At 39.8% G+C, this 26,226-nt stretch carries 10 protein-coding genes; 6 read left to right on the forward strand and 4 right to left on the reverse strand.

What is annotated here, in order from left to right:
* Positions 1–147: 147 nt before the first annotated feature.
* From FPL27_RS09985 to FPL27_RS09995, 3 genes are all read right to left on the reverse strand, one after another.
* The gene (locus FPL27_RS09985) at positions 148–4,362 is read right to left on the reverse strand and encodes a PAS domain S-box protein (protein ID WP_143960961.1); all 4,215 of its coding nucleotides are present in this window, start codon (positions 4,360–4,362) and stop codon (positions 148–150) included.
* Positions 4,363–4,914: 552 nt separating this feature from the next.
* Positions 4,915–9,183, reverse strand: a complete 4,269-nt coding sequence (locus FPL27_RS09990; RefSeq protein ID WP_143960962.1) for a PAS domain S-box protein — start codon at positions 9,181–9,183, stop codon at positions 4,915–4,917.
* A 192-nt stretch (positions 9,184–9,375) separates the two neighbouring features.
* Positions 9,376–14,439: a PAS domain S-box protein gene (locus FPL27_RS09995; protein ID WP_143960963.1), complete on the reverse strand. Its 5,064-nt coding sequence runs from the start codon at positions 14,437–14,439 to the stop codon at positions 9,376–9,378.
* A gap of 1,120 nt (positions 14,440–15,559) precedes the next feature.
* Between FPL27_RS09995 and FPL27_RS10000 the strand changes: the two genes are divergently transcribed.
* The 3 genes from FPL27_RS10000 to FPL27_RS10010 all read left to right on the forward strand — a co-directional run bounded on the left by FPL27_RS10000 (position 15,560) and on the right by FPL27_RS10010 (position 19,572).
* Entirely contained in the window at positions 15,560–16,873 is a 1,314-nt protein-coding gene (locus FPL27_RS10000) for a M16 family metallopeptidase (protein ID WP_143960964.1), read from the forward strand.
* Positions 16,874–16,878: 5 nt separating this feature from the next.
* Positions 16,879–18,282 (forward strand): M16 family metallopeptidase, encoded by a 1,404-nt coding sequence (locus FPL27_RS10005; protein ID WP_221936592.1) that lies wholly within the window; start codon positions 16,879–16,881, stop codon positions 18,280–18,282.
* 141 nt (positions 18,283–18,423) lie between these two features.
* Positions 18,424–19,572 carry a hypothetical protein gene (locus FPL27_RS10010; protein WP_143960965.1) on the forward strand — a complete coding sequence of 383 codons (1,149 nt, stop codon included), beginning with the start codon at positions 18,424–18,426 and terminating at the stop codon, positions 19,570–19,572.
* A 118-nt stretch (positions 19,573–19,690) separates the two neighbouring features.
* Here the strand turns inward: FPL27_RS10010 and FPL27_RS10015 are convergent, their stop codons facing one another.
* Positions 19,691–22,117, reverse strand: coding sequence for an outer membrane beta-barrel family protein (locus FPL27_RS10015; protein WP_143960966.1), 2,427 nt, complete (start codon positions 22,115–22,117; stop codon positions 19,691–19,693).
* A gap of 312 nt (positions 22,118–22,429) precedes the next feature.
* Here FPL27_RS10015 and FPL27_RS10020 point away from each other — a divergent pair, with 312 nt between their 5' ends.
* The 3 genes from FPL27_RS10020 to FPL27_RS10030 all read left to right on the forward strand — a co-directional run bounded on the left by FPL27_RS10020 (position 22,430) and on the right by FPL27_RS10030 (position 26,157).
* Entirely contained in the window at positions 22,430–23,698 is a 1,269-nt protein-coding gene (locus FPL27_RS10020; protein WP_185974335.1) for a M14 family metallopeptidase, read from the forward strand.
* A 64-nt stretch (positions 23,699–23,762) separates the two neighbouring features.
* Entirely contained in the window at positions 23,763–25,355 is a 1,593-nt protein-coding gene (locus FPL27_RS10025; RefSeq protein ID WP_221936593.1) for a beta-N-acetylhexosaminidase, read from the forward strand.
* A gap of 178 nt (positions 25,356–25,533) precedes the next feature.
* Positions 25,534–26,157, forward strand: coding sequence for an RNA polymerase sigma factor (locus FPL27_RS10030; protein WP_143960968.1), 624 nt, complete (start codon positions 25,534–25,536; stop codon positions 26,155–26,157).
* The last annotated feature ends 69 nt before the right edge of the window (positions 26,158–26,226 follow it).

Genomic DNA, 26,226 nt, shown 5'->3' on the forward strand with positions numbered 1-26,226 from the left:
ATTTTATAAAACAGTATTACTAAGTTTGTAAAAAAGAGGCAAAATAAAAAATCCCCATAATGTATGACTCATGGGGATTCTGGTTTCAAATAATATATTTCGGTTTGATCAGCAACATTTTTGGAAACTGGGGATCCAAATGCAATTCTACTGAAGAATATGGTTTTCTTTTTTTATCTCCGAATGGATTCCAAAAACAGCCACCACTCTTTCTTTTTCGTCAAGTATAGGTCCGGCACTCAAGTGAAATTCTTCCTCTTCGCCATCATTTCTGATTAAGGTGACCACTCCGTCATAGTAGTTTCCTTCCAAAAGCACATCAAAAACCTCTTTGGCTTTTTTAGGATCTTTAAAAAATTGGGATGGGCGGTCAATCCCAGCAAAATTTTCATTCGAATAGCCAAGTTTTGAAAGTAGGGCAGGGTTGCGGTAGTGAGTTTTCTGCTCAAAATTCACAATTCCAACACCCTCTTTAGAGTTTTCAATCACTTTTTTGAATTGCAATAGCTCCAGCTCGAGTCGCTTGCGGTCATTAATATTTTTAAAATACACAGTAATGCCATCTTCAGAAGGATATGCCGTCACATCAAACCAACCTTCGACAGGAGGAAAGTACTCTTCAAAGTTTAGCGGTACTCTCTCATTCATAACTTTGTGATACTTTTCATAAAAGGCAAGCGTGACTGCTTCCGGGAATGAGTCCCAAATGCTTTTGCCTATCACATCATCCCTTTTTACTCCCAAGAACCTTTCTGCCTCTTGATTCCAATATGTAATATTCCAATTGCGATCCAATGCAAGAAAGGCATCAGTGATACTTTCCAATATTTGTCCTACTTTTTGATGGGCTTTTTCTAACTCTTTCTCCTGCTCTACTCTTTGAGTGATTTCCTTGAAAAAACAGCTCACCCCGTCTGCTTTTGGATAGGCGCTCATTTCATACCAGTTTTCTAAGGGATGGAAATATTCTATAAATGAAACGGGGGTTTTGGTTTCCAAAACTTCATTATACTTATCATAAAACATGAGCTCCACAGCGGCAGGGAATTCTTCCCATAGATTAGCACCGATCATTTCCTCTTTGGTTCGATGCAAGAGTCTTTCTGCTTCTTTGTTCCAGTAGGTTACTGTCCAGTTTTTGTCCATAGCATAGAAGGCGTCCTGAATACTATCCAAGGTCTCTGTCACCTCATCTTTGGAGGCTTTGAGTTGTTCTTCATATGCCTTGCGCTCAGTTATGTCCCGGCCAACCGAGAAAATCACACCTTCCTCAATGACTGAGGTGGAAGTCCAAGAAACCCAAATATATTGACCAGCTTGGGTTAAAATTCGGTTTTCAATTTTCTGAACAGTTGCGCCATCTGTCATACCCTTAAACACTTCTTTTGTCTTGGCTAAGTCTTCAGGGTGGACCCAGTCCATGAAATAGGAATTGAGCATCTCGGATTCTGAATAGCCAAGCAAATCTTTGGCTGCTTTGTTGACTTTTTTAAATTTCCCCTCCATGCCTGCGATAAAGAGCATGTCACCGGAGATTTCAAAAAACAGGTTGAGGTCATTTTCAGCTTTCTTGCAGACAAAATCTGTGGCCAACTGTTCACATATGCTCAAACTGATCTGTGAAGTGGAGCGAATTAAGGTGTTTTTATCCTGGGCAAATAGGGAATAAATGGCTATGGTCTCTCCGTTACAGCCAATAGGGAATACGACTGCGCTTTCAAGCTCATTGGCCATGGCAAATTCCTTCCTTTCGAATTCATCAGAGTTTTTAAGATCAGTAAAGAAAAGTTTTTGATTTTTATCCCACGCCTTTCCATGAATTCCTTCTCCTTTTGCAAAGCTAATTGGAAAATCTCTTGGTGAATGGATTATGTTACCGGTAAATGCAGACAGGGTGAGTTCATCCTTGTCGGATGGTTTGAACCATACTTCTCCATAGGTCAACTCGGTAAATTCCAAAATCACATCCAGGGACTGGCGCAAAGCCTTATGTGGGGTATTTTCGTTTCGAAACACCGCCCCTAAATCTATTCTTAGCTTATCTTCTCTTTCCAAGAATCTATCTTGGGTCACATCTGCTAGTGCCCCCACCATTCTTTGGGGTTCATAATTATGATCTCTTACGGCCATGGCTTTATCTAGGACATATGCATAGTCACCATCCGCCTTCATATAGCGATATTCTTCTTCCCAATTAGTCTCCTCACTAGCTAAAAATCTGGATATACTTTCTGTTATTCTTTCCTGATCCTTAGGATGTATTAGCTTCTTCCATATTGCGGTGTCGTTATCCATAATTGCATGATCATGACCGAATATTTTGAGAAAACCAGAACCTCGGAATACATGGCCGGTTTTTAAATCCCAATCCCAAATGGCATCTGAGGTGGCTTGGGTCACCAGTTCGTATCGGTGAAAACTTTGATTTAAAGCAGCCTCATACGATTTCCGCTCGGTAACGTCCTTGGCTACGCAAAACATTATTTTCTCTCCGAAGTCGAAATGTACAGACCAAGCCATATCAATCAAATGACCATCTTTATGAATATACCGGTTTTCAAAATTAGTAAGATCTACTCCTGAAAGTATATCCGAAGCGGCCTGGGCGGTTTTAACCTTATCATTTTCAAACAAGTAATTTTCATAGGGTTGACCTGCCAACTCTTCGGGAGAGTATCCCCAAACCTTCATGCAGGCATTACTAACGTCAATAAAGTTACCATCAGGACTGATTGTGCATATAACATCTAATGATTGGTTAAGTATTTTTTTCAACTTGGCCTCATTTCCCTCCAGAGCTTGCTGTGCATCTTTGGCCTTGGTAATGTCGGTCATTACACCCCGAAGAATCGTTGTTCGGCCTTTCCTTTTGATTATGGCCACGTTGTTACGTAACCATACCGTATTTCCATTAGCGGCAATCATACGAGATTCAAAGGTGAAGTTTTTCCCGGTTTCCATACCTTCTAAAAATGCCTTCCACAAGGCATTTCGGTCCTCTTGCAGGACGTGCTCAAACCAGAAGTTTTCATGATTGTACCATTCCTCCGGAGAAAATCCTAAGATTTCCCTAGTTTGGGGGCTAACGTAGATGGTTTTTAAATTTTCATCCGATTCCCATACCATCCCATCTATGGTTGAGATCAACTGTTCATATTGATCTTTGGCTTTAAGTATGGCAGTCTCAGCCTGCAGTTTGTCGGTAACGTCTTTGGCAATACCATAGACACCTACAATTTTCCCATTCGAAATTATTGGCATGTTGGTGACATGCATAGTCTTTGCTTCCCCGGTAGAGGTTAAAAAGCCTGTGTTGTAACTTAAAGATTTTCCCTCTGAAGCTTGCAGGAAGTTGTCAAATACCCTTCGTTTGTCTTCCAGCGGAATATAAGGCAAGAACAGGTTGCCCAACAATTCGTCCAAAGAAAGTTGGATCAATTTACAGGTCGCATCATTGGCACTGATAAACTTTCCGTCAAGATTGAAGGCAAAAACAGGGTCTGGGTTATGATGGAATAGTGACTGATACCTTTGCTCACTTTCCAGTAAGGCAAGTTCGATCTCCTTGCGGTCAGTGATATCAATAAAGTGCGCCACATAATGAAGGGGTTTGTATTTGCGGTCTTTGATCAGTGTAATACTTGCATAAAACCAAATGGTCTTACCTGTTCTATGGTAAAACCTCATTTCCGTGTTGAATATAGTTTTCTTTCCTGACCGGAGTTGGTCAAGACCAGCTTCGAATCCATCGATGTCTCCAGGATGGACAATCTTAGCGTATCTTTGGTTAAGGTACTCCCAGTGGCTATATCCCAGGTAGTCCGTCATCTTTGGATTGATCTCCACCCAGATACCGTCCAGGTTGAGCAAGGCAATGGCGACCGATGAGAGTTCAAATATGTTCTTGAATTTAAAGTCAATCTCCTCAGATAATGTAGATTGGATTTTTGGAGCCATCAGATTGATGATATGGTCGGTGATGTCATACGCTTTGACAAGGATAAGTTTAACTTCACCTGATTCATCCAAAATGGGTTGACTGGAAAACTCCCAGTATTTTTCTTCTTTTTGGTCGGAAATATGATTGTAAATATCATACCTAAGTACGGCCAGTTTATAATGTTCTTTATAATTTAACGTATGTTCAAGGGCGAATAGTAAATCCTCCGCCCCTTGCTCCTGATTTTCCAATGTAGGAAAAGCTTCAAACAAGGTCTTTCCAATTATTTGCTCGTGCGAGACAAAAGCAATTTTAAGGTAAGCATCATTGACATCCACAATGGTAAATTGAGGGGAATCAATATCAAATACCACTGATGGGGTATCGGCATGATTAAATATTTGCTTAAAAATAAGATCCATAGGAATGCGAAATTATAAACTTAAGGAAACTGAATACTATGCCAGTGATTCAATTTGCTGTAAATTACTGATAATTATTCTATTATTTGATGTTCATAAGGGGTAAAGTGTCTAATAAATTCCCTTATCATAGAATTATATTGGGAAAAGCGAATTGTTAAGTAATTTTGTAAATGGTTAAAATTCCTTATCAAGTTTTATTAAAATATATAAATCAGAATAAACATCTGTAAATTGTATAGTTATTAAAATAAAAAATGTACAATATGGTCAATTATAAAAACAAAATTAAATTTTTACGCTGGAAATAAAACAAAATTTTGAAAAGGTTATATCACTTAGATTATCCTTTATAAAAGGTTGATTCTCAAAAATAGACCAATTTGTTGGGAATTTCAAATTTCATTTATTTACAAAAAATAGGGTTTTATTTTTAAAAATTGCGAGTTTGTCAATGATTTTAGCATAATATTAAACAAAAACAACCCAATCATACTGAAGTAAAATGGGGTTGATAGATGTAAATTGAGGATGTAAATTGATTCCTAAATTCTACAAATGTGTGATTACCCTAGCTATTGAGAACATTAGCCTTTCATCCATCCCTGGACTGGTAGTCCAGGAAAGTTTAAGTGTAGTTCCGGATTTTGTGCGAATTCTGTTTATAAACTGTTGAACAGGATGGCCTGCAAGGCAGGCCTCCATCATTTTCATAGATGCAGCGTAATCATCGGGATGGATGGCTTCTTTAATTGTGATTTTTTTCATTTCAGCCTCTGAATAGCCAAATTTTTCCTCTGCGGCTTTATTCATTTTCCTGATCCTACCTTCAAAATCGGAAATAATAAGAATATCTTCAGAAAGATCGAAGAACAAGTTAAGCGTATGTTCAGTCTTTTTACGGATGTAATCTCTCGCCAACTGGTCTAAAATATTCTGATAGATAGGTGTAGTTTTCTCTATTTCCCAATTCTTATTTTGAGAAAACAGCAACATTACACCTTTGACCTTATCCTTAAATATCATTGGGTATCCAACGCAACTTTCTAGGTTGTTGGTTTTGGCAAATGTTTTTCTGAGAAACAAGGGATTTTGAGTTAAATCTTTGAAGTAAGATATCTTTTTATTATCCCAAACATTGCCTGGAAGAGAACCATGCTTGTCGGCGTCCATGGTTTGATGATTTGTACCTGCATCACATTTTCCGGCCGTCCCAATTAAGGTAAGTTTGGATCCATCTTGCTTTTCAGGTAGCCAAACCTCTCCATAATCCAACTCGGTAAATTCTAAGAGCATTTTCAAAGATTTATTTAAGGCATCTTGAGGGGAAACGTTTTCGGAAAAAATATCTGTCGAGCCTATGCGTAGCCTGTCCTCATCTTCGTGTGAAGTCTGCTTCGATATATCCTCCATGGCGCCCACCAACCTGATGACCTCCTGGTTTTGATTCCGTATTGCCATGGCTTTGTCTAAAACCATGACGTATTCTCCATGGGCCTTTTTGAACCTGTATCGGCACTCCCAATGCAATGCTGTACTGCTTAAAAAAGCAGCAATACTTTGTAATGATTCTTTCTGATCCATTGGATGGATCATTTTTCCCCATTCTTCCAGGCTATTGAAAGGAGCCTTCTCATAACCAAATATTTTTAAAAATCCCTCACCAAAAAGTATATCCTCCTTCTCCAAATTCCAATCATAAATAGCCTCAGAGGTAGCATAGGTTACTAATTCATACCTTCTATTGCTTTCTTCCAGTTCAGCTTCAGCTTTCTTTCGATTGGTAATATCTTGTACTGTCCCTTCGAAGATTCTAGCATTCCCGCTTTCATCTTTTACGACTTTTCCAATCGATTGAACCCATTTGGTTCGAAATTGCGGAAGTTCCAACCTGTACTCAATATCAAGTGGGTTTCCGGTTTCAAGAGAATGATTGATTTCTTCTCTTACAAAATTAACATCGGAGGAATGTACCGTGGAGAAAAAGGAATCTAAGCTGACTCTTTCATCCTTATCCATTTCGCAAATTTCATAGACACCCTCACTCCAATAAAGGCGGTTGTCTTCCATGCGAACTTCCCAATAGCCCATTTGAGCCATTTTTTGGGCGGTAAGTAATTGTTTTTGATGTTCTTGAATTCGTTTTAGAGCATTTTCCCGTTCGGTGACGTCCACTGATACGATCATTATCCCCTTTTTGTCATAAAAATGAAAATCGTACCCACTTATTTCAACTTCTATTGGAGTTCCGTCCTTCTTGAGATGGGTATGAACCCCATAGTTGTGAACACCATTACTTGGGTCATATTCATTCAGAGCTTTATTAAGTTTACTAACGTTTTCCTTTGGCCGGATGTCCTTTATAGTCATGGAGAGAAATTCTTCTCTCGAATAGCCATATTTATTAATGGCGGTTTGGTTTACATCAAGAAATTTTAGGGTCTCTTCTTCAAAAACCCATTGAGGAATGGGACTTGAATGGAAAAGTAGGCGATGCCTTTCTTCGGAAAGCTTAAGGGCTTGTTCAGATTCAATTTTTTGGGTAATATCTCTGGAATTGAAAACAAGTCCTTCAATGGCTGGATCGTCCAAGAGGTTGGTGGCACTAGTGTCCACCCAAATAAAATTACCATCCTTCTTAACGAAGCGGTGAGGTGGAATGGTGACTTGCTTTTCTGTGTGTATTCTTTGTAAAGCCTCCTTTAGGATGTGCTTGTCCTCTGGATGGATCAGTTCATCCCCGCTTTTACCTATAAGGTCTTCGGGTTTATACCCAGTGACTTTTTCCACATTATCACTTATGTAGATGAATTTTGCATCTTGGCTGGCGATGCCGATGATATCGACCCCGTTTTGGACTAGGTTACGGTATCTTCTCTCATTCAGTTGCATTTTGATTTCTGCAGCTTTTCGGACCGTTATATCACTAGCCACCGAATAAATAAGTCTGGTTTCCGGGTCATAGTGTGCAGACCATATCATTGGAACCTCATGTCCATCTTTATGAATATACCGGTTTTCGTGGGATTTAAGGTCTTCACCTAAAAGAATCTGACCGGTAGCCCTTACTGTATTATCATAGTCATCAGGGTGCAAATAGTTATAAAAGGAAGTCCCCGCTAGTTCATCCTTACTATATCCCCAGACCCTCTCACACGCATCGCTCAAATCAACGAATTTCGCATCTTCATCTATCGTGCAAATGACATCTAGGGATCTTTCCATGATTTTGGAAAGTTTTCCCTGCTGTGCTTCCAGTTCCTGGGCGGTTATTTTACCCGCTGTGATGTCTGTCATCACGCCTCTTAGTACGGTGGCTCTACCAGGTCTTTTGATTACGGTGACTTGGTTTCTGAACCAAACCGTTTGGCCTGAGGATCCTATCATCCGGTATTCAAAGGTAAAGTTTGACCCTTTATCCATTCCTTCCAAAAATTGCATCCAGAAGGTTTGATGATCATCAGGATGTATTCTCTCCATCCAGAAATTTTCATTTCTATACCATTGATCAGGTTTAAATCCTAATATCTTTTGAGACTGAGGGGAAATGAAAATGGTTTTGAGGTTTTCATTAGCTTCCCACACAATACCGTCAATGGTGGAAATAAGTTGCTCGTACTGATCTTTAGTTTTTTGAACAATTTGTTCTGCCTTGACCTTCTGAGTGACATCCTTGGCAATGCCGAATACCCCAATTATTTTTCCACCAGTTTTGATAGGCATATTAGTTACTGTCAAAGTACGTTCCGTTCCTTTTGCAGAAACTAGCCCGGTATTGTAGGTGATGGGGTTTCCCATGGAAGCCTGCAGAAAATTTTCGTAAACCCTTCGCTTATCATCAAAAGGGATAAAAGGAAGGAAATAGGATCCAATAAGGCTCTCCATTTTTGATTCACTTAGGTTAAGTGTTGCCTCATTTGCTGAGACAAAACGGCCATCCATATCGAATGCAAATACAGCATCAGGATTATTCAAGAAAAGGGATTGATAGCGCTGTTCACTTTCTTGCAGGGCCAGTTCAATTTCCTTTTTTTCTGTGATGTCAAGCAGATGAGCTACATAATGAAAAGGCTCCCCATCTTTTTTCCGAACAAGGTTCATGCTGACAAATGTCCAAACTATTTCCCCTTGCTTGCTGTAGAACCTGATTTCGGATTTATAATTATCCACATCCTCTTTGAGCCCTGCCTCTAATTCATCAAAATCAGAAGGGGGGATCATTTGCTTGAAGTTCTTTTTAAGAATTTCCCAACGGCTATATTCCAAGATTTTACAGGCTTTTGGGTTTACCTCTTTCCAGTTTAAGTCTAGGTCTACCAAAGCAATGCCTTCGGAAGCAAGGTCAAAAATATTTTTGAATTTAAGGTCTACTTCATCTAAAAGGGATGAAGTAGTGGGTGGGGAGACTACGGACTTGACGTGTTCAGTTACATTTTCAATTTTAGCTAAAATCCTAGAGACCCCACCTGTGTTGTCAAAAAGAGGTACATATACGCTTTCCCAATAAGTTTCAATTGGTTCTCCCGATTTGGGATCTGTGATGTCATATCGGATAATAGGCAATTTAACCTCACTATTAGTATCAATTACTTTCTTCAAAGCAGAATAAAGCTGAGTAGAGCCGCCACCCACATTCTTATCCTCTCCAATGTCTGGGAAAGCTTTAAAAATACTTTTTCCAACCAAATCTCCGATCTCAGCTTTAACTGCTAAAAGGTAGGAGGGATTAGCATCAAGAATGGTGAAAATTGGGTCATCAGCTAGACAAATGGCAGCAGGTGTAGATACATGCTGGAAAATCTGAGAGTATATCTTATCCATAGCTTATAAAAGCCTTAGTAAGGTTAGGTTATGTGGCAATTTAGCCAAAATAGGTAAATTTGGGCTAAAAGCCTTCTTTTAATAATATAACACAAAAGCCTGGCCTTTGAGCCAAGCTTTAATAGGGAATATTCTGAATTTCATCACGGCATATAAATGGATCGTTAATTTCAGGGGGCAAAAATTAAACCATTATTTTGATGAAGAATCGGACATGCTGAAATCCTCAGGATTTTTAATATACGCCTCCTTAAATCGCTGTAATTCCAATTCCATATTCTTATTTTTTGTATAATCCTTAAAGTATACAGATAGCCCTGATTCGGCCGGATAGGCAGTTACCTCAAACCATTTGTCCACTGGGGGGAAATATTCTGTAAATGTAACTTTAGTGTTTGATTCCATGGCTTCATGGTATTTGGGATAAAACTGTAGCTCAACGGCATCAGGGAAGACTTCCCACAAATTGTTTCCTATAACTTTATCTCTACCAAGACCAAGAAGTTTTTCGGCTTCTCTATTCCAATAAGTCACTGTCCAATCTTTTTCCACAGCAAAGAAAGCATCTTGAATACTTTCAAGGATTTGGTTTACTCTTTTTCTGGAACGCTCAATTTCCTCGTCTTTCTTAATTTTATCGGTTACGTTTTTGAAATAAACCGAAATGCCATTTTCAGAAGGGTAGGCGGTAAGGTCATACCAGCCCCGTAAGGGGGCATAATATTCTAGAAAGTTTGAGGGTTTTTGGGTGTCCATTACCTTTTTATATTCGCTATAAAATTTAAGGTCTTGACTTTTGGCTTCTGGAAATTCCTCCCATAGCGACTTCCCAATGACATTTTCTTTTTTCTTACCTAGCATTCTTTCTGCTTCGTCATTGAAATAGGTCACTTTGAAATCCTTATCCAATGCATAGAAGGCATCTTGAATACTGTCCAAGATATTGAAAACCCGCTCGGAACTTTCCTTTAGTTCCATTTCTTTCTTTTTACTCTCGGTAATGTCCTTAGCTACGCAAAACATCACGTTTTCCTGTTCGTAAGGACTCACTGTCCACGATAGCCAGACTGAATGTCCTTTTTTATGCTTATACCTGTTCTCAAAGTGGGCTAAGGATTTATTTTGCTTTGTTTGTAATATAAACTCTCTAGTTTTATCCAAATCTTCGGGATGAATCAAACTTTCAAAAGGCATTTCCATCATCTCTTCCGGAGTATACCCGATGATGGAATAGATTGCGTTGTTAACTTTTTTAACATACCCATCATATCCGGCAATTGCCAGTATATCCTTGGACAAGTCAAAGAAGAGATTTAATTCAGTTTCGGCTAACTTGCGGTATATATCACTGGCCAATTGTTCTAAAGTGGATGGGCTGATTGAGTTCAGTTCATCCAAACTCTTAATCTTATTTTTAGAATACAGTACAAGGACAGCTAGGCTTTTTCCAAGCGAATTAATTGGGTAAGCTACTGCAGCTTTCAGTTTATTTGCCTTGGCAAACTCTTTACGATAATAATGTTGACTTTCAGGTAAGTCATTGATCAAGGTGATGTTATCGTGATCCCATACAAAACCTTGTAAACCTTGGTTATTTTTCATAATTGTTGGGAAAACGGATGGGTCAACCTTCAATTTTCCCTTATGCGCCAACAATGTAAGTTTATTAGAGTCTTCAAAAGAAGTCAACCAGACTTCTCCATATGTCAATTCAGCATATTTTAACAACTTTTCCAAACAATTAGCCATAGCCAATTGAGGTGAGTCTGTTTTTGTAAAAGCCCGGCCCAATTCAAATTTCAATTGTTTTTCCTTTTCCTGTTGTTTGTGGCCAGTGATATTTTGGAGACTGCCTACCAAACGCAGGGGAATACCTTCATTATTTCTAACTACAATGGCATTAATATTAACATGGAAAGTAGATCCTTGATCCCCAATAAATCGGCACTCATGTTCCCAAGTTTTATCAGTGCTTTCCAGAAAATCATCCAATTTAGAGTCTAGCTCCTTCTTGTCATTGGGATGAATATATTTATTCCACTCCTCCCTAGATTGGCCAAGTGTATCAGTGGAAAGCCCGAAAATTTTCTCGAAACCCTGCCCGTGATATACCTCCCCAGTGACCATATCCCAGTCGAAAATGGCCTCTGAAGTAGCCTGCGTGATCAGCTCATAACGTTGGTTGCTTTCAGCAAGCTTATCTTTAGTAATCTTACGGTCTGTAATATCCTGAACGGTTCCCTCAAAGAAAACCTGTTTTCCATTTTTGTCGGTTACCATTTGCCCGAGCTCATGAATCCATTTTATGCGGTTGTCATTAAAAAGTATCCTGAATTCTATGTCCAGCTCTTTGCCCGTATTGATAGAGTGCTCAAAAGCCTCTTGTATAATATGTAAATCCTGCGGATGCACAGTGGTATAAAACCAATCTACATCGGTAACATTTTCGACAGATTGCTCCCAGATTTTGTAAGTTTCCTCACTCCAATAAAGTGAATTGTCTTTCAAATCAATTTGCCAATAGCCCATTTTAGCCATTTCCTGAGCTTTGATTAGCTTTTCCTTTTGGTTCTTTATTTCACGAAGTGCTTTTTCCCTAGCCGTCACGTCTACGGCCACAATCATCACACTGCTGGTTCCATAAAAATCCACCTCATAGCCGGAGATCTCCATTCTTACCTGAGTTCCGTCTTTTTTGAGATGGGTAAAAATTCCGAATGCCTTAGATTGTTTACCTTTGAATTTTTCTAATGAGGCAAGAAATTTTGATTCTTCATCTTTTGGCCGAATGTCCTTTACGGATAGGGATGTAAACTCCTCGAATGAATATCCATAAAAACTGATGGCTTTTTGGTTAACATCAATTATTCGGAGGGTTTCACTATCATATACAAATTGAGGGATTGGGCTTAACTGGAACAATAGCTTGTGCCTTTCTTCTGATTTACGCAATTCCTGCTCAGCTTGTATTTTTAAAGTGATATCCCGGCTGTTGAAGACCAAGCCGTTGATAGCTGGATCGGAGAGGTGGTTGGTGATCACACTATCCACCCATATATAGGAGCCATCTTTACATCTAAATCTATGGGGTGGCAGTAAAATCTTGTTGGTTACCGCTAATTCTTCATCAAAATTGGATACTTTCTCAATGTCATCAGGATGGACAAAGTCAAACCCATTGACCCCTACAATTTCTTCACTTTTAAAGCCAGTGATGATTTCTGTATTGGGACTCACATATTGAAAAATACCTTGGTCGTTTATGATGCCAACAATATCAGCACCATTTTGTACTAGGTTTTTGAAGCGTTGTTCGCTGCGGTGCAGCTGCATTTCCACGGCTTTTTTTTCGGTGATGTCCCTGGCAACAGAGAACATCAAATTATCCTTTTGGTCATAACTTGACGACCAGATATTGTCTACTAAAGAGCCATTTTTATGTACGTATCGGTTTTCAAAAGTCTTGACACTTTTACCGTTTACAATGGCCTCTGCTATGGCATGGGTTTTAGCAAGGTCTTCCTCATAGATGAAGTCATAAATTTTTTTGCCTCTCATTTCCTCCGGCTTATAGCCCCACATATCCTCACAGGCAGGATTGATGTCAACAAATGTCCCTTCACCATCGATGGTGCAGATGACATCTACAGACCTATCAATGATTTTTGTCAATTTAGCCTCATTGATTTCCAAAGCTTTAATAGCCTTTCGAGCCTCAGAGACGTCAGACAGAACACCACGGAGCAAGGTTTTTTTCCTTTGGCGAATTACAGCCACATTGGTTCTCAGCCAAACCGTGTTTTCTTTAGAATCAATCATCCTAAATTCGAAACTGAAATTGGCTCCTTTCTCCATACCATTGAGAAATTCCTTCCAAATCCTCAATTTATCCTCAGGGTGGAGATGATCCATCAGAAAATTGTCATTTGAATACCAGTCTTGAGGACTGTATCCCAAAATCTTTGTCGTTTGGGGACTGACAAAATGAAACTTCAAGTTGTCATCAGATTCCCATACTATTTCATCCACCGTTGATATTAACTGTTCGTATTGGTCTTTGGCCGCTATGATTTGCCTCTCTGCCAATACTTTGTCTGTAATGTCTTTTGTGATACCGTAAACACCTACAATTTTATCCTGAGAAAATATGGGTATGTTGGTGACTTGCGTTATTCTTTCCTTTCCGGTAGAAGTGGTGGCGCCACAAATATAGGTGACGGTCTCGCCTTCGGTTGCTTTCAAAAAATTTTCATACACCCTTCTTTTATCTTCAAATGGAATGTAGGGTAAAAACAAATTACCAATTATCTCCTCTTCCGTTGCCTCGACCAATTTGCAGGTGTTCTCGTTAACACTGGTAAACCGTCCTTCCAAATCAAATGAAAATACTGCGTCTGGATTATGTGTGATCAAAGACTGGTGTCTTTGCTCGCTTTCTAGGAGAGCAAGTTCGACTTCTTTTTTCTCGGTAATGTCCAGAAAGTGGGCGACAAAATAATAGGGTTCACCACTACTTTTCCGTACTAAGGCTACACTGGTAAAAACCCATATTACTTTACCATCCCGATGGTAAAACCTTTTTTCGGATTTAAATGAATCGGTTTCCCCTTCGACCAATTGTTCAAAGCTTTGCAAGCAAGCATCTAAATCAGCCGGATGGGCCATTTCGCGGAAATTCATTTTAAGAAGCTCCCAACGGCTATAGCCGAACATTTCGGAGATTTTGGGATTCACCTCCATCCAATAGCCTTCTAAGTCCAGTAATGCAATACCCGCAGAGGAAAGGTCGAATATATTTTTAAATTTAAAATCAATCTCTTCAAATAAAGACCCTGACTTACTCCCCATAAGTCCTTGAATGTCTGTGGTAATGTCATTAATTTGAATAAGGATATTATTCACATTTCCAGAATCATCTATCATAGGAGAGGAGCTAAGTTCCCAGTATTTTTCTTCGCGATGTCCCGTTTTCTGGTTGATTACATCATACTTGAGGACGGGCATTTTAAAGGTTTCTTTTGAGGCAATGGTCTCTTGCAGAGCATTCAAAAGATCACTACTGCCGTGGTTTTCACCTTCTCCCAAATCGGGAAAAGCTTCGAAGACACTCTTTCCTACAATTTTGTCAAAGGTAGATTTGACGACCTCTGTGTAAGCTTTGTTCACGTCCAAAATCGTGAACGTGGGAGCATCAACATCAAATATCGCTGTAGGAACCAATGACTCTTTGAACACTTTCTGATAGGCTTGTAACATTATGTGTAAGTCTAAAGGATGATGTCTATACCCTTAATTCAATAGGTTAAAACGGGATTAACCGCAAAGTAAAGATTTTTTTTGATTAAAGTCCCCAAAAATCAGGTAAAAGTATAATTTGAGGGTACAAAGTGTAGAATAGGGCTAATATTCAATAAAATCATCTTGTTTAAAATAAGAGCTATTAGGTTCAACATAAATCCCCCTTAATACGATTTTCCTTGGAACAAGTCTTTAATTTAGGGGAGTTCTTACCCAAATATCCCTAGATTGAGAAATGAATACCCAGGCTGGAAGTTGCTCTGCACCTTATTAAAGCCAAGTTGTGTAAGGAAAACCTTCAAAAAGTAATTCTGCTAATTTCGATAAAAAATTCTGTACAATATAATTTTTGCTTTGGAAAACATCCAAGTATAGCCTTAAAATAGGGCTGTAAAATAATAAATCAACCATATATTCAATATTAAATATATTCAAAATACTAGGTTAAAGCTTAGAATAATATAAAAAAAGATATGGATAATTATTTATGGCACTATTCTTACTAATGATATCTCGAATTACGAAACGAAAAGAAACTCAAATATATAAGACCTTAAGCCCTCGGGGTACTCTTCCACTCCAATAAGAGTCGGAACCCGAGGCACAAATTAAGATTTACCTCATAATAACCAACTAACCTACCACGACAAGCTGCTTTTCCTAAAGGCAGCTTGTTTCATTTACAGCTTCTCCACATTTCAGGTCCTGATCCACCCTCTTGCTAGCCTTAGGTAGGTATGCGATAAAAACCAGAAACGTTGTACCTTCCTTTAAGCTACTTTGACCTTACTTCTACTATGCCACCAATTCGCCTCCAGTATGACTCCTCTTCGAGTCCTCTATGGGAAAAGGCATAGCAAAGCCATGTATAAGACCTACAGAAATCATGGTGCAGTGAAAAGAGATGTTTTCCTAACTATGGGGATTTGTATCTCCAAGTAGCGTAAAATCTACCTTTTGTACCTTGGGTCTTCTGAGGACAAATAGGAGGAAGGCCATTAATTTCCCCCACAGCAAAGCTTTTTAACCTAAAAATCGCTAAATTTCATCGGAATAATGTGTTTTTAAGAAAAAACTGATGAAAAAGCTATTAAGCATTCTTTGTGTCTGTCTCAGCGTGCCCGTCTTTGGGCAGATGAAAGCTGATGACGTGCAGACCTTCACCCTGGATAATGGGATGAAGTTTTTGGTCATCGAGGATGGATCTATCCCAAATGCCAACATGTATCTATTTTATAAGGTGGGCTCCCGCAATGAGCATCCCGGCATCACTGGGCTTAGCCACTTCTTTGAACACATGATGTTCAATGGAGCGGAAAAATATGGGCCAAAGGAATTTGACCGGGTGATGGAATACAACGGTGGGGCCAATAATGCCTATACTACACAAGACGTCACTGTCTATACCAACTGGTTTCCTTCCTCTTCTATGGAAGTGATATTTGACTTGGAGGCAGACCGTATTGGTAGTTTGAGTATTGATTCTGCCATGGTGGAAAGCGAGAGGGGAGTGGTCCTTTCAGAAAGAAGTACTGGTTTGGAAAATTCGCCCTGGAGAGTCCTTGGTGAAGCTGTAAATTCCACTGCCTTTCTAGAGCATCCCTATAATTGGTCCGTTATCGGTTACGAGTCGGATATTAAAAACTGGAAAAAGGAAGACTTGGAGGAATACTTCAATACCTATTATGACCCGAGCAATTGTGTGGTTGTAGTATCTGGGGATGTACAATATGATGAGGTCAAAAGGTTAGCTCAGGAATATATGGAGCCCATCCCATCTACCAGACAGCCAAAGCCGGTGCATTTGGTAGAGCCACCGCAAACAGGGGAGAGGAGAATTACGGTCCAAAAGGAGGTAAGCAGTCCATACATGCTTATAGGCTACCATACCCCAGAGGCCCAGCATGAGGATTATTATGCACTTGACATTCTTTCCTCCATTTTATCTAGAGGAAACACTTCCCGTCTATATTCCGCTTTGGTGGACGAAAAGCAATTGGCCACATCAGTCTTTACTAATATGGGAGAAAGCTTTGATCCAAACCTGTTTCAAATATATGCGGTGTCAGCGAGTGGCGTGGAAGAATTAGATCTCGAAAAAGCTATTTTCGAAGAAATAGAAAAAATAAAATCCGAAGGCATCCGAGAGGACGAATTACAGAAGACCAAAAACCAAAAGTTGATGGATTTTTACGGCCAGATTGAAACCATCAATGGAAAATCCAACAACATCGGGACCTACGAACTGTTTTTTGGAGATTTCAGGAAAATGTTTGATGCCCCACAAGAATATGAAAAGGTAACCCAAGAGGATATCAAGCGGGTGGCAAATGAATATTTCAAGAAATCCAACCGTACTGTGGGAGTTTTAAAAGCTAATGTTGAAGACTAATTTTTATGAGACATATTATATATAGAGTAAGTGCGCTGATGTTGGCCTTAGGGATGATATCCCAATTGACCTTTGCGCAAACTGCCGGGACCTTTAAGCTTCCGGACTACGAGAAATTCACCTTGGAAAATGGGCTGACCGTTTATCTGATGCAACAATCCGAAGTTCCGACAATAAGTTTTGCGGCTATAATCCCTGCCGGAGCCATTCAGGACGGAGAAAAATCCGGGTTGTCTTTTTTGACGGCAACCGCTTTACAGTTTGGAACGGAGAATTATACCAAATCTGATATTGAGGAGGCGCTGGACTTTATTGGTGCTAACATCAATTCATCTTCCACGAAGGAGTATGCGCAAGTATCGGCAAGATTTGCCACAAAGGACATGGATACTGTTCTTCCTATTCTGAAAGATGTGATTACTGCTCCTGTTTTTGAGGAAGAGGAGGTTGAAAAGGAAAGAAAGAGGATGATTTCCAATTTGGAGCGGGACAGGGAGAGCCCTCGTTCTGTAATCGGTTCGTATTGGGACAGGTTTATTTTTGCCAATCACCCTTATGGAAATCCATCACGAGGAACTGTAACATCTGTGGAGTCTTTCAATACTTCGGATTTAAAAGAGTTCTATAGCAACTATTATCAGCCGGGTAGTTCAGCGATTGCACTTGTGGGTGATTTCTCAGTTGCCGATATGAAATCTAAAATTGAGGAAATGTTCTCTGAGTGGGAAAATGAAGGAGATCAAATTACAGAGGGTTTTGGAGAGCCTGAATTGGCTTTGGAATCCAGCAAGGTCATGTTGGTCAACAAGGGAGATGCCAGGGAAACTACCTTTCTGATTGGAGGAAAAGGAGTGAAAAGAGACAACCAAGATTATGTGGCCATCCAGGTGGTCAACACGGTTTTGGGCGGTCGATTTACCTCTTGGCTCAATGATGAGTTGCGGGTGAATACGGGGTTGACTTACGGGGCCAACAGCAGGTTTACTCCTATGAAGCATGCTGGGACTTTTGCCATTTCAACCTTTACTGCTACCGAAAACACTGAAGAAACCATAGATAGGGCTTTGCAGGTATATGAAAGAATGCATACGGAAGGCATAGATGAAGAAACTCTTACCTCTGCAAAAAATTATGTCAAGGGTCAATTCCCTCCAAATTATGAGACATCCCGTCAATTAGCGACCCTATTGACCCAGATGTTTTGGTATGGGTTTGATGAAAATTATATCAATACGTTTCAAGCGAATGTAGAAGAGCTAGATACCCAAAAAGCCCAACAAATAATTGCCGAGTATTTTCCGAAGGAAAACCTGCAGTTGCTTTTAATTGGAAAGGCTGAGGATATTAGAACAATTGCGGAAAAATACGGGGAAACGGTCGAAAAGGAAATAACATCAGACGGTTTTTAGTTGATATTTTGAAGTGAATTAATAATCCTGCAAAGAACCTTATTTTCTTTGCAGGATTTTTTTTATAAGTGGTCTAGGAAATATTTTAAATTTAATATTTAATCATTAGTTTTAAATATTATTTAACTAACCTTTTTTACTATGAAACGATATCTTTATTCCCTTATGGGGTTTTTAATGGCCTGTTCTGGCCCCACGGAGGAGTCTACAACTGATAGAGAATTGGGATTAACAATCCAGGACTCCGTGCAAATTGAGCATATGGGGCAGTTGGTTTTGATGGATATTGATCCCGAAAATGAGCGCATGCTGTTATTTGATTTTCAAACGCGGGATTTCATAGTAACTGACTGGGAGGGTGAAAAAATAAACACTTTCAATAAAACGGGGGATGGGCCTGACAGTTTTGGAAATTTTCCGACCACACCTGGGAAGTTCAATTCGAAAGGGAATTTCAACATACTTACTTACAATGGGATTTTCGAGTATGACATTGAAGGTAGCTTAGTGAGCAAAAATACCTATGAGCAACCGGTCAGCTATATGGGGAGAAGTACAGCTGAATGGGAGTTTTACCAAGTAGGAGAGGACAGCATTTTGTCGGTCGGTCTGCAAGCTTGGAGTGAACATCCCAGAAATACCCCGGAATACTATGAAAATTTTAAGCTTCTAAATTGGTTAGATGTAAACTCCATGTCCAATACACATTTTATGAACCTCGAGGAGAACAGTATTTTTAAAAATGGGAAAGGGCATGAACTTCCGGATATGATTCCAGCAATGCATTATGAAGATGGGAAAATCTACATGGTGGTGGGAAAGGATGCTAGACTACATGTGTATGAAGCTTATCCACCATATACATTACTTAAATCAGCTGATTTGGAGCTGGAAGGATTCAAACAAGATCCAGGGGTTTCTTTTAATGATTTGCATCCAGATATGATCAGAATAAATATAGAAGCTGGAAAAATTATTAGTTTGAAAAAGTATGGCGATTATTTGATCTTAAGTTATCTGCCAAGTTTTAATGAAGTTGATAGTGAAAGGTTAAAAAGTGAATCAGATGAACAAAAGCGGAATAAGCAGTTAGATGAGTTGGGGGCAAAATACCCTGCTAGGCTTCATATCATGAATGCAGATTTGGAGCCCCTTAAAAACATGGAAGTGCCCACTAAACTAAATAACCGTCAGTTCATTGTAAGAAATGACCAACTTTGGTTCATGGGCGAGCCAAACGCTGAGAAGGAGGAGGACTTTTTTAGGGTTTACAAAGTTGATATTAAGTAGAGACTTAGTAACCGCAGAGCCACAAGGGTCGCAGAGTTTTTTGTGGGTAGTAAGTGAGAAGTAAAAGGTAAGAAGTAAAAGGTGAAACTTCTTACTTCTTACTTCTCACTTTTTACTTTTAATCCAGCCTCTTCTGTTCCTCCGTGCTGCCGGAGCGGCTGCGGACATTGAAGTTTTCACCTCTGTTGAACTTATAACGTAGGGTAAATCTGATAGCCTGGTTGCTGTTGTATTGTTGGACGGAGGTGTCTATCTGGTCAAATAGAACATCGACACGGAAAACCTGAGTTCTGAAAATGTCGGTAGCGTTTACCGTTAAACTGATTTTGTCGTCCTTGAAGGATTTGGTCACACCCGCGTCTACCCAACCTACCCCTCTGATTCTGGCCTGACCTTCAAGAAATGGTGACAGGTATAAACCCATAAGTTCTACTTTAAAGCCCTTCGGCAAAGTAATGTTGTGCTGTGATCTAACCATGCCGGACCATTGCTCCATGTCCAGCATTTCATCACCAAGAGGAGATTGGAAGCGATTATAGTATATTTGAAGCATATTGTTGGTGCTCCACCACTCGGTTAGCTCAAATGGAAGGGTAAACCGTAAGCTAAAATTATCTGCTCGGTCAAGGTTTTGAACTTGGAACACAGACTCCCGGGTTTCTTCATTTTGGGACATGATCTGGTTGAAGGAATTGGTGATCCTTGCATAAGCCAAAGTGATCTGATAAGCACTTTTGATGTTGTGGCTCATTTCAAAGTTTTGCGCATATTGAGGTTGCAGGTTTGGATTTCCACGCTCAGTAGTCAATGGATCGACGTAGAAGACGAATGGATTGAGCAACCTGTAATTTGGGCGGGTAATGCGTCTGTTATAATTGTAAACGATATTATAATTTTCGCTCACGTTTTGCTTCAAATAAGCACTTGGGAAAAGGTCAAAATACCGTTGCTCATTGACCTGATTCATGGTGACTGAGTTGCCCGTGATGTCGGAGTGTTCCCCTCTCAAGCCTGCTTGATATTCAAACTTCTCGCTGAACTTGCCTTTATAATTTACATATCCGGCCAATACATTTTCATGGTAAATAAACATGTTGCTGTTTGGGTCGGGTTGGAGGGGCTCTCCGGTCACTCCTCGCTGAATGTCAAGGTTGTTATCGGACCTTACAAAGCTGCCTTTTACTCCCGTTTCTACCACATTACCATTCTTAAAAGCTTTGGTGAAATCCACTTTGCCGGTATAAATAGTATAGAGCATGTCGTTTTCAGTTCTAATGCGGTCGGATTCCAGGTTTATCCTTTCATTTAACCAATAAAAATTATCTAAATATCCGAGGCTGCCTGTTTCCATACGGGTGATGTCAAAATCAGACGTGATCTTGGTGCCGAGCGTATCTAGGTTACCGATATAATGAAAATTAGTAAATATTCGCTGGCTGTGTGTATTGTTATTGTTGATGGCCTCCAAGAAATTGAGGTCCGATGAGATAGGATTGCTGATATTGGTAAGGGAAATGCCCCGGTCGGGTCCATCTGATTTGGAAGCTTGTATATTCACGCCCACAGAATGCTTGTCGTTGATTTGGTAATCAGCGCCCCCATTAAAAAATAGTGTTCTCCTGCGTATGTTGATGTTGGCCTCTTGGTCAAAATTAGACGTACCGCCATCAACCTGGAATCTTCTATAAATGTCCAAGTCAATTATTCGAGCCCATTCATTATAGTTTAGATTGGCATGTGTGGTCCATTTACCTGACCGAACATTTACAGTTGCACCAGCAAAAGGGGCGTGCATTCCATTGTATTGATGACCCATTTGTACGCTGCCGTTTACCCCGTTCATGGTGTTCTTTTTGAGTTTGATGTTGAGCACTCCACCAGATCCTTCGGCATCATACCTAGAGCTAGGATTATTGATTACTTCTATGCTTTTGATATTGTCGGCAGGCATTGAACGTAAAAAATTAGCTAGGTCTGCTGCACTCATGTAAGTTTGCCGGTCATCGATCAGCACAATTACGCCAGAGCGCCCGTTGAGGTTGATATTGCCATCGCTGTCTACATAAACGCCAGGCGAGCGGCCGATAACATCGAGAGCTGTGCTACCTTCCGCCATTACAGTTCCTTCTACATTCACAATGGTCTTATCCGCTTGTATGATCACTGAAGGTCGGGATGATCGAACAGTCACCTCCCCAAGGTCGGCCATTTCCTCTTCCAAGACTATTGTCCCGAAATCCCTGGCCCCGTCATTTTCAATTTCAAACGGTTCGGAAAGATAGGGCTGAAAACCTATTGAGGTAATCTTAAGCTGAAAAATCCCCTTTTGGGAGGTAGAAAAATCGAATTTTCCATCGTCTTCAGATACGGTTCCGGTAATGAGTTTTTCACTTTCCTTTTCCACTAAGGCCACGTTGGCGAAAGGAAGGGCTTCTCCCTGTGAATCTAAAACTTGTCCGGAGATTTGAGTGTTAATCTTGGCTTCCCCCATGATAGGGTTGATGAAAAACACCATATAGAATATAATAATAGTAGAGGCTTTCATAACAGGATAAATAAAGGTAGATAACCGTATTAATATAAAAGCTATGCCGAACCGTAAAAACCTTTATTCTGCTCATTATGAGGTGAAAGCGCTTATTCTAATGTACGACAGCGGACATTTTAAATGGCTTCTCGGACACTTTTTTATCCTTGCCATTTATCCCATATTAGTACCGAGGGTCATTTAATCTACCAGATAGAACTGGGTCTACTACTTTTGATTTTTTTAATGTGCTATTTTTAATAAAAGTTTTATCTGCTAAGAATGTTGCCTTTTTTCGGTCTTCCTGATATGTCTATTAACCTACTTGATATGAAAAGATATTTTCTGCCTTTACTTCTCATTCTTTCCTTTCAAAGCCATGCTCAAACAACTGTTTTACCAGAAGTTCCAGATTCGGTTCGCACGGTTACCATGTCGCGACCGGTGCAAAAGCAATGGCGCGGGCAATATGAATTTGAGAAAATGGGGGTAACGGTAAGCAATGATTTTCCCATGGGTAGCCTCAATGGAATGTTTCAGGAAAATGATAGCACTTTGGTAGCATTAATTACTGCCGAAAACACACCAATAAATGAAAGTCCCTGGTATGCCTTTCAGATTTGGGGGAAAGAGGAGAAGGATATTTATGTGCGTTTGACCTATCAAGCCGGAAGCAAACACCGGTATTATCCCAAAATAAGCTATGACGGCAACTTCTGGTCTCCCCTGGATTCTGCTAATTTTCTGGTGCCCGATAGTTTGAAAAACTTCAACTTCAGAAACCGTCCTGAGGCTGCTACTTTAAAACTAAACGTTACTAAGGATACCACTTGGGTGGCTGGACAAGAGATCCATGATTCCAAAAGAGTGAAAGCCTGGGCAGACCTAATCAGCTCCAAGCCATTTGTCCAGCATGAGAAAATCGGAGAAAGTCTAGAGGGACGTGAGATTTCCGCTTTGACCATCGGTAAACCCCAGAATGATAAACTCGTGATGGTGATCGCTAGACAACACCCGCCAGAGGTCACCGGACAATTGGCCATGCAGTCATTTGTAGAAACTTTGACAAATGATTCAGAACTATCTGAAAGGTTTAGGGAAAACTTCACCATCCTGGTGGTTCCTATGGTGAATCCTGATGGGGTGGATAATGGGCATTGGCGTCACAATATGCATGGAGTGGATTTGAATCGGGATTGGGCAGATTTTCATCAACCTGAAACAAGAGCTGTTAAAGAGTTTATGCATAAAAAAGCAGAGGAAAACGACGCTACATTTTATTTCGGGATAGATTTTCACTCCACTTGGGATGACATTTATTACACAGTTGGAGATGATTACCAAACAGGAAATATTCCGGGAATGGTATCCGAATGGTTAGTGAACATTCAGTCTGCCATCCCTGGTTATGAGCCCAATATAAGCCCAAATAATAAGATGGAGCCCACTTTGGTATCCCGCAATTATTTCTATATAACTTTTGGAGCAGAGTCACTTGTCTATGAAATTGGAGACAATACTCCGCGTGATTTCTTGGAAGAAAAAAGCAGAGTGGCTGCTGAGGAAATGATAAAGTTGCTTTTAGATAAAGTGGATTAAGAAAAGTTTAAAGCATACTTTTATAAAAAAATTAATTAAGTTTAGGTAATCAATTAAAAAACTTATGAATGGATTGAAATTTTTCCTAGCCATGGCTTCACTTTGCATGGTAGGTTTTATAGGCTTGCCTAAAGATAAAGAGGAGCTTAAATTATCAGAGCATAGCATAATTCCTAAGCCTTTGGAGGTGACTGAGGGAGAGGGTGTATTTACCTTTAAAGAGGGTACGGGTTACCAGTTGATTGGAGAAGCTGATGATTTGAATTATGCACTTGACTTTTTCAAAGATTTTGCTCAAAAATCTATGGGAATTAAATTAGATCAGAAAGAAAATGGAAAGATTCAAATTTCCATGGATGATAGTAGAGCTGCGGAAAGCTATGAATTGAACATTAATCCCAATGGGATAAAAGTGACTGCAGCCGACGGTCAGGGTTTATTTTATGCCTTCCAGACAATAAGACAATTATTACCTGCTGATGCTGAAAAGGGAAGAGGCAATGGGTTTTCCATTCCTGCGGGAAAGATTAACGACAAGCCCGAGTATGAATACAGAGGTGTGATGCTGGATGTTTCCAGACATTTTTTTCCAGTTGAGGATGTAAAAAGTCTCATTGACCAAGTGGCAAAATACAAGGTCAATAAATTGCATTTACACCTTTCCGATGATCAGGGATGGAGAATTGAGATCAAATCTTGGCCGAACCTTACCAAAATTGGCGGAAGCACCCAAGTTGGTGGTGGCGATGGCGGTTATTATACGCAAGAAGATTATAAGGATATTGTGGCGTATGCCGCTTCAAAGTTCATTACTGTGATTCCTGAGATCGACATGCCAGGACATACCAATGCAGTTCTAGCCTCATACGGAGAGTTTAATCCAGGCGTGGAGCTACCGGAAACCGGAAGGGTTCCTGTGGATAGGAAAGCCCTTGGAGTGGATGGAGAGGATTCCAATGCCAGTGATTTGTATACAGGGATCAAGGTAGGATTCAGTACATTAGATACCAAAAAGGAAATTACTTATGAATTTATAGAGGATGTGATTCGTGAAATTGCCGAAATTACACCGGGACCATATTTTCACATTGGCGGGGATGAATCCTTGGTTACGGAACTGGAGGATTATAAGCCATTTATTGAAAGGGCGCAAGCTCTTGTAACTAAGTATGGCAAAACTAGCATTGGTTGGGATGAAATAGCACATGCTGATTTAGAGGAGGGGACCATTGCTCAGTTTTGGGCAAAGGAAAAGAATATCAAACTTGCTGCCGACCAAGGCAACAAGATCATCATGTCACCATCCAAGCATATCTACTTGGACATGAAATACGACACCACCACGAGGATTGGCCACACTTGGGCAGGCTTAATTGAGATAGACCAATCTTATAACTGGAATCCGACTCAATTAGTGGAAGGCGTTGGAAAAGAACTTATTTTAGGCGTGGAAGCTCCATTATGGACAGAGAGCGTTGAAAACCGTGATGATATCGAATATATGGTTTTCCCTCGAATTACCGCCCTCGCCGAAATCGGGTGGACTCCGCAAAGTCTCAGAAAATTTGATAATTATAAAAATCGGCTCCGAACTCACATGAAACGCTGGGACGCCATGGGGATCAATTATTATAAATCACCGCTGCTAGAGAAATAAGAAACTATTTGAAAGAAGGACATCTAACACGGTGTCCTTTTTTTTATTTATCAAGTTTTACCGTTTGTCATTTTATTTCATAATTGGTTTGGGGCTTAAGTTTAAAGATCTAAATTTAAAGGTTTAACAATTTGATAACTTTCAGTTAAAGGATATTTTAATTAGGTCAAAATAAGGAATGGTCAATTCTGCACAACAGCAAAATATGTGGAGAGGGCTTCGTGAGGGTAAGCGAAGTGCTTTGAAGGATATTTATGAATTATACTTTGATGATCTACATCATTATGGTTGCTGTATGTGCCAAGACCTTAATTTGGTGGAAGATGCCATTCAGGATGTTTTTGTGGATCTACACCATTATCGGGAGAATCTATCACCAACCGTAAATCCAAAGGCATATTTGATTTCCTGTTTAAGGAGAAAACTTCTGGCCAATATCCAAAAATTCAAAGCCTTCAGCCTCAAGATTGAGAAATTGGACTTGAAAGCTGAAGAAAGTCTTGAGAAAGAGTTGATCAGTGAAGAAACCGACGAGAGGATATTGCTCAAGTTAAAATTGGCAATGGAGAAATTATCAGCACGCCAAAAGGAAATCATTTTTTTGAAATTTGTAAAGAATATGAACTATGATGACATAGCGGATATTATGCAAATGTCAGTTTCCTCCTGCCGGACCTTAATGTACAGAACTTCCAAAAATCTACGAGAAGAATTGCAGGAAATGCAAATTCTTCAAAACCCCACCCTTCAAAAAAGCTCTCTTAGCAAAGTCCTGCAGTCATTTTTACCTCTCCTGTTTTAATTCCAGAAAAGTATTTTAAAAATAAATGTGAATTCTTGTCTATAAGAATGTTGATGCTCCCTCTATTAG

Source organism: Litoribacter populi (genome assembly GCF_007483685.1).
Classification (GTDB): domain Bacteria; phylum Bacteroidota; class Bacteroidia; order Cytophagales; family Cyclobacteriaceae; genus Litoribacter; species Litoribacter populi.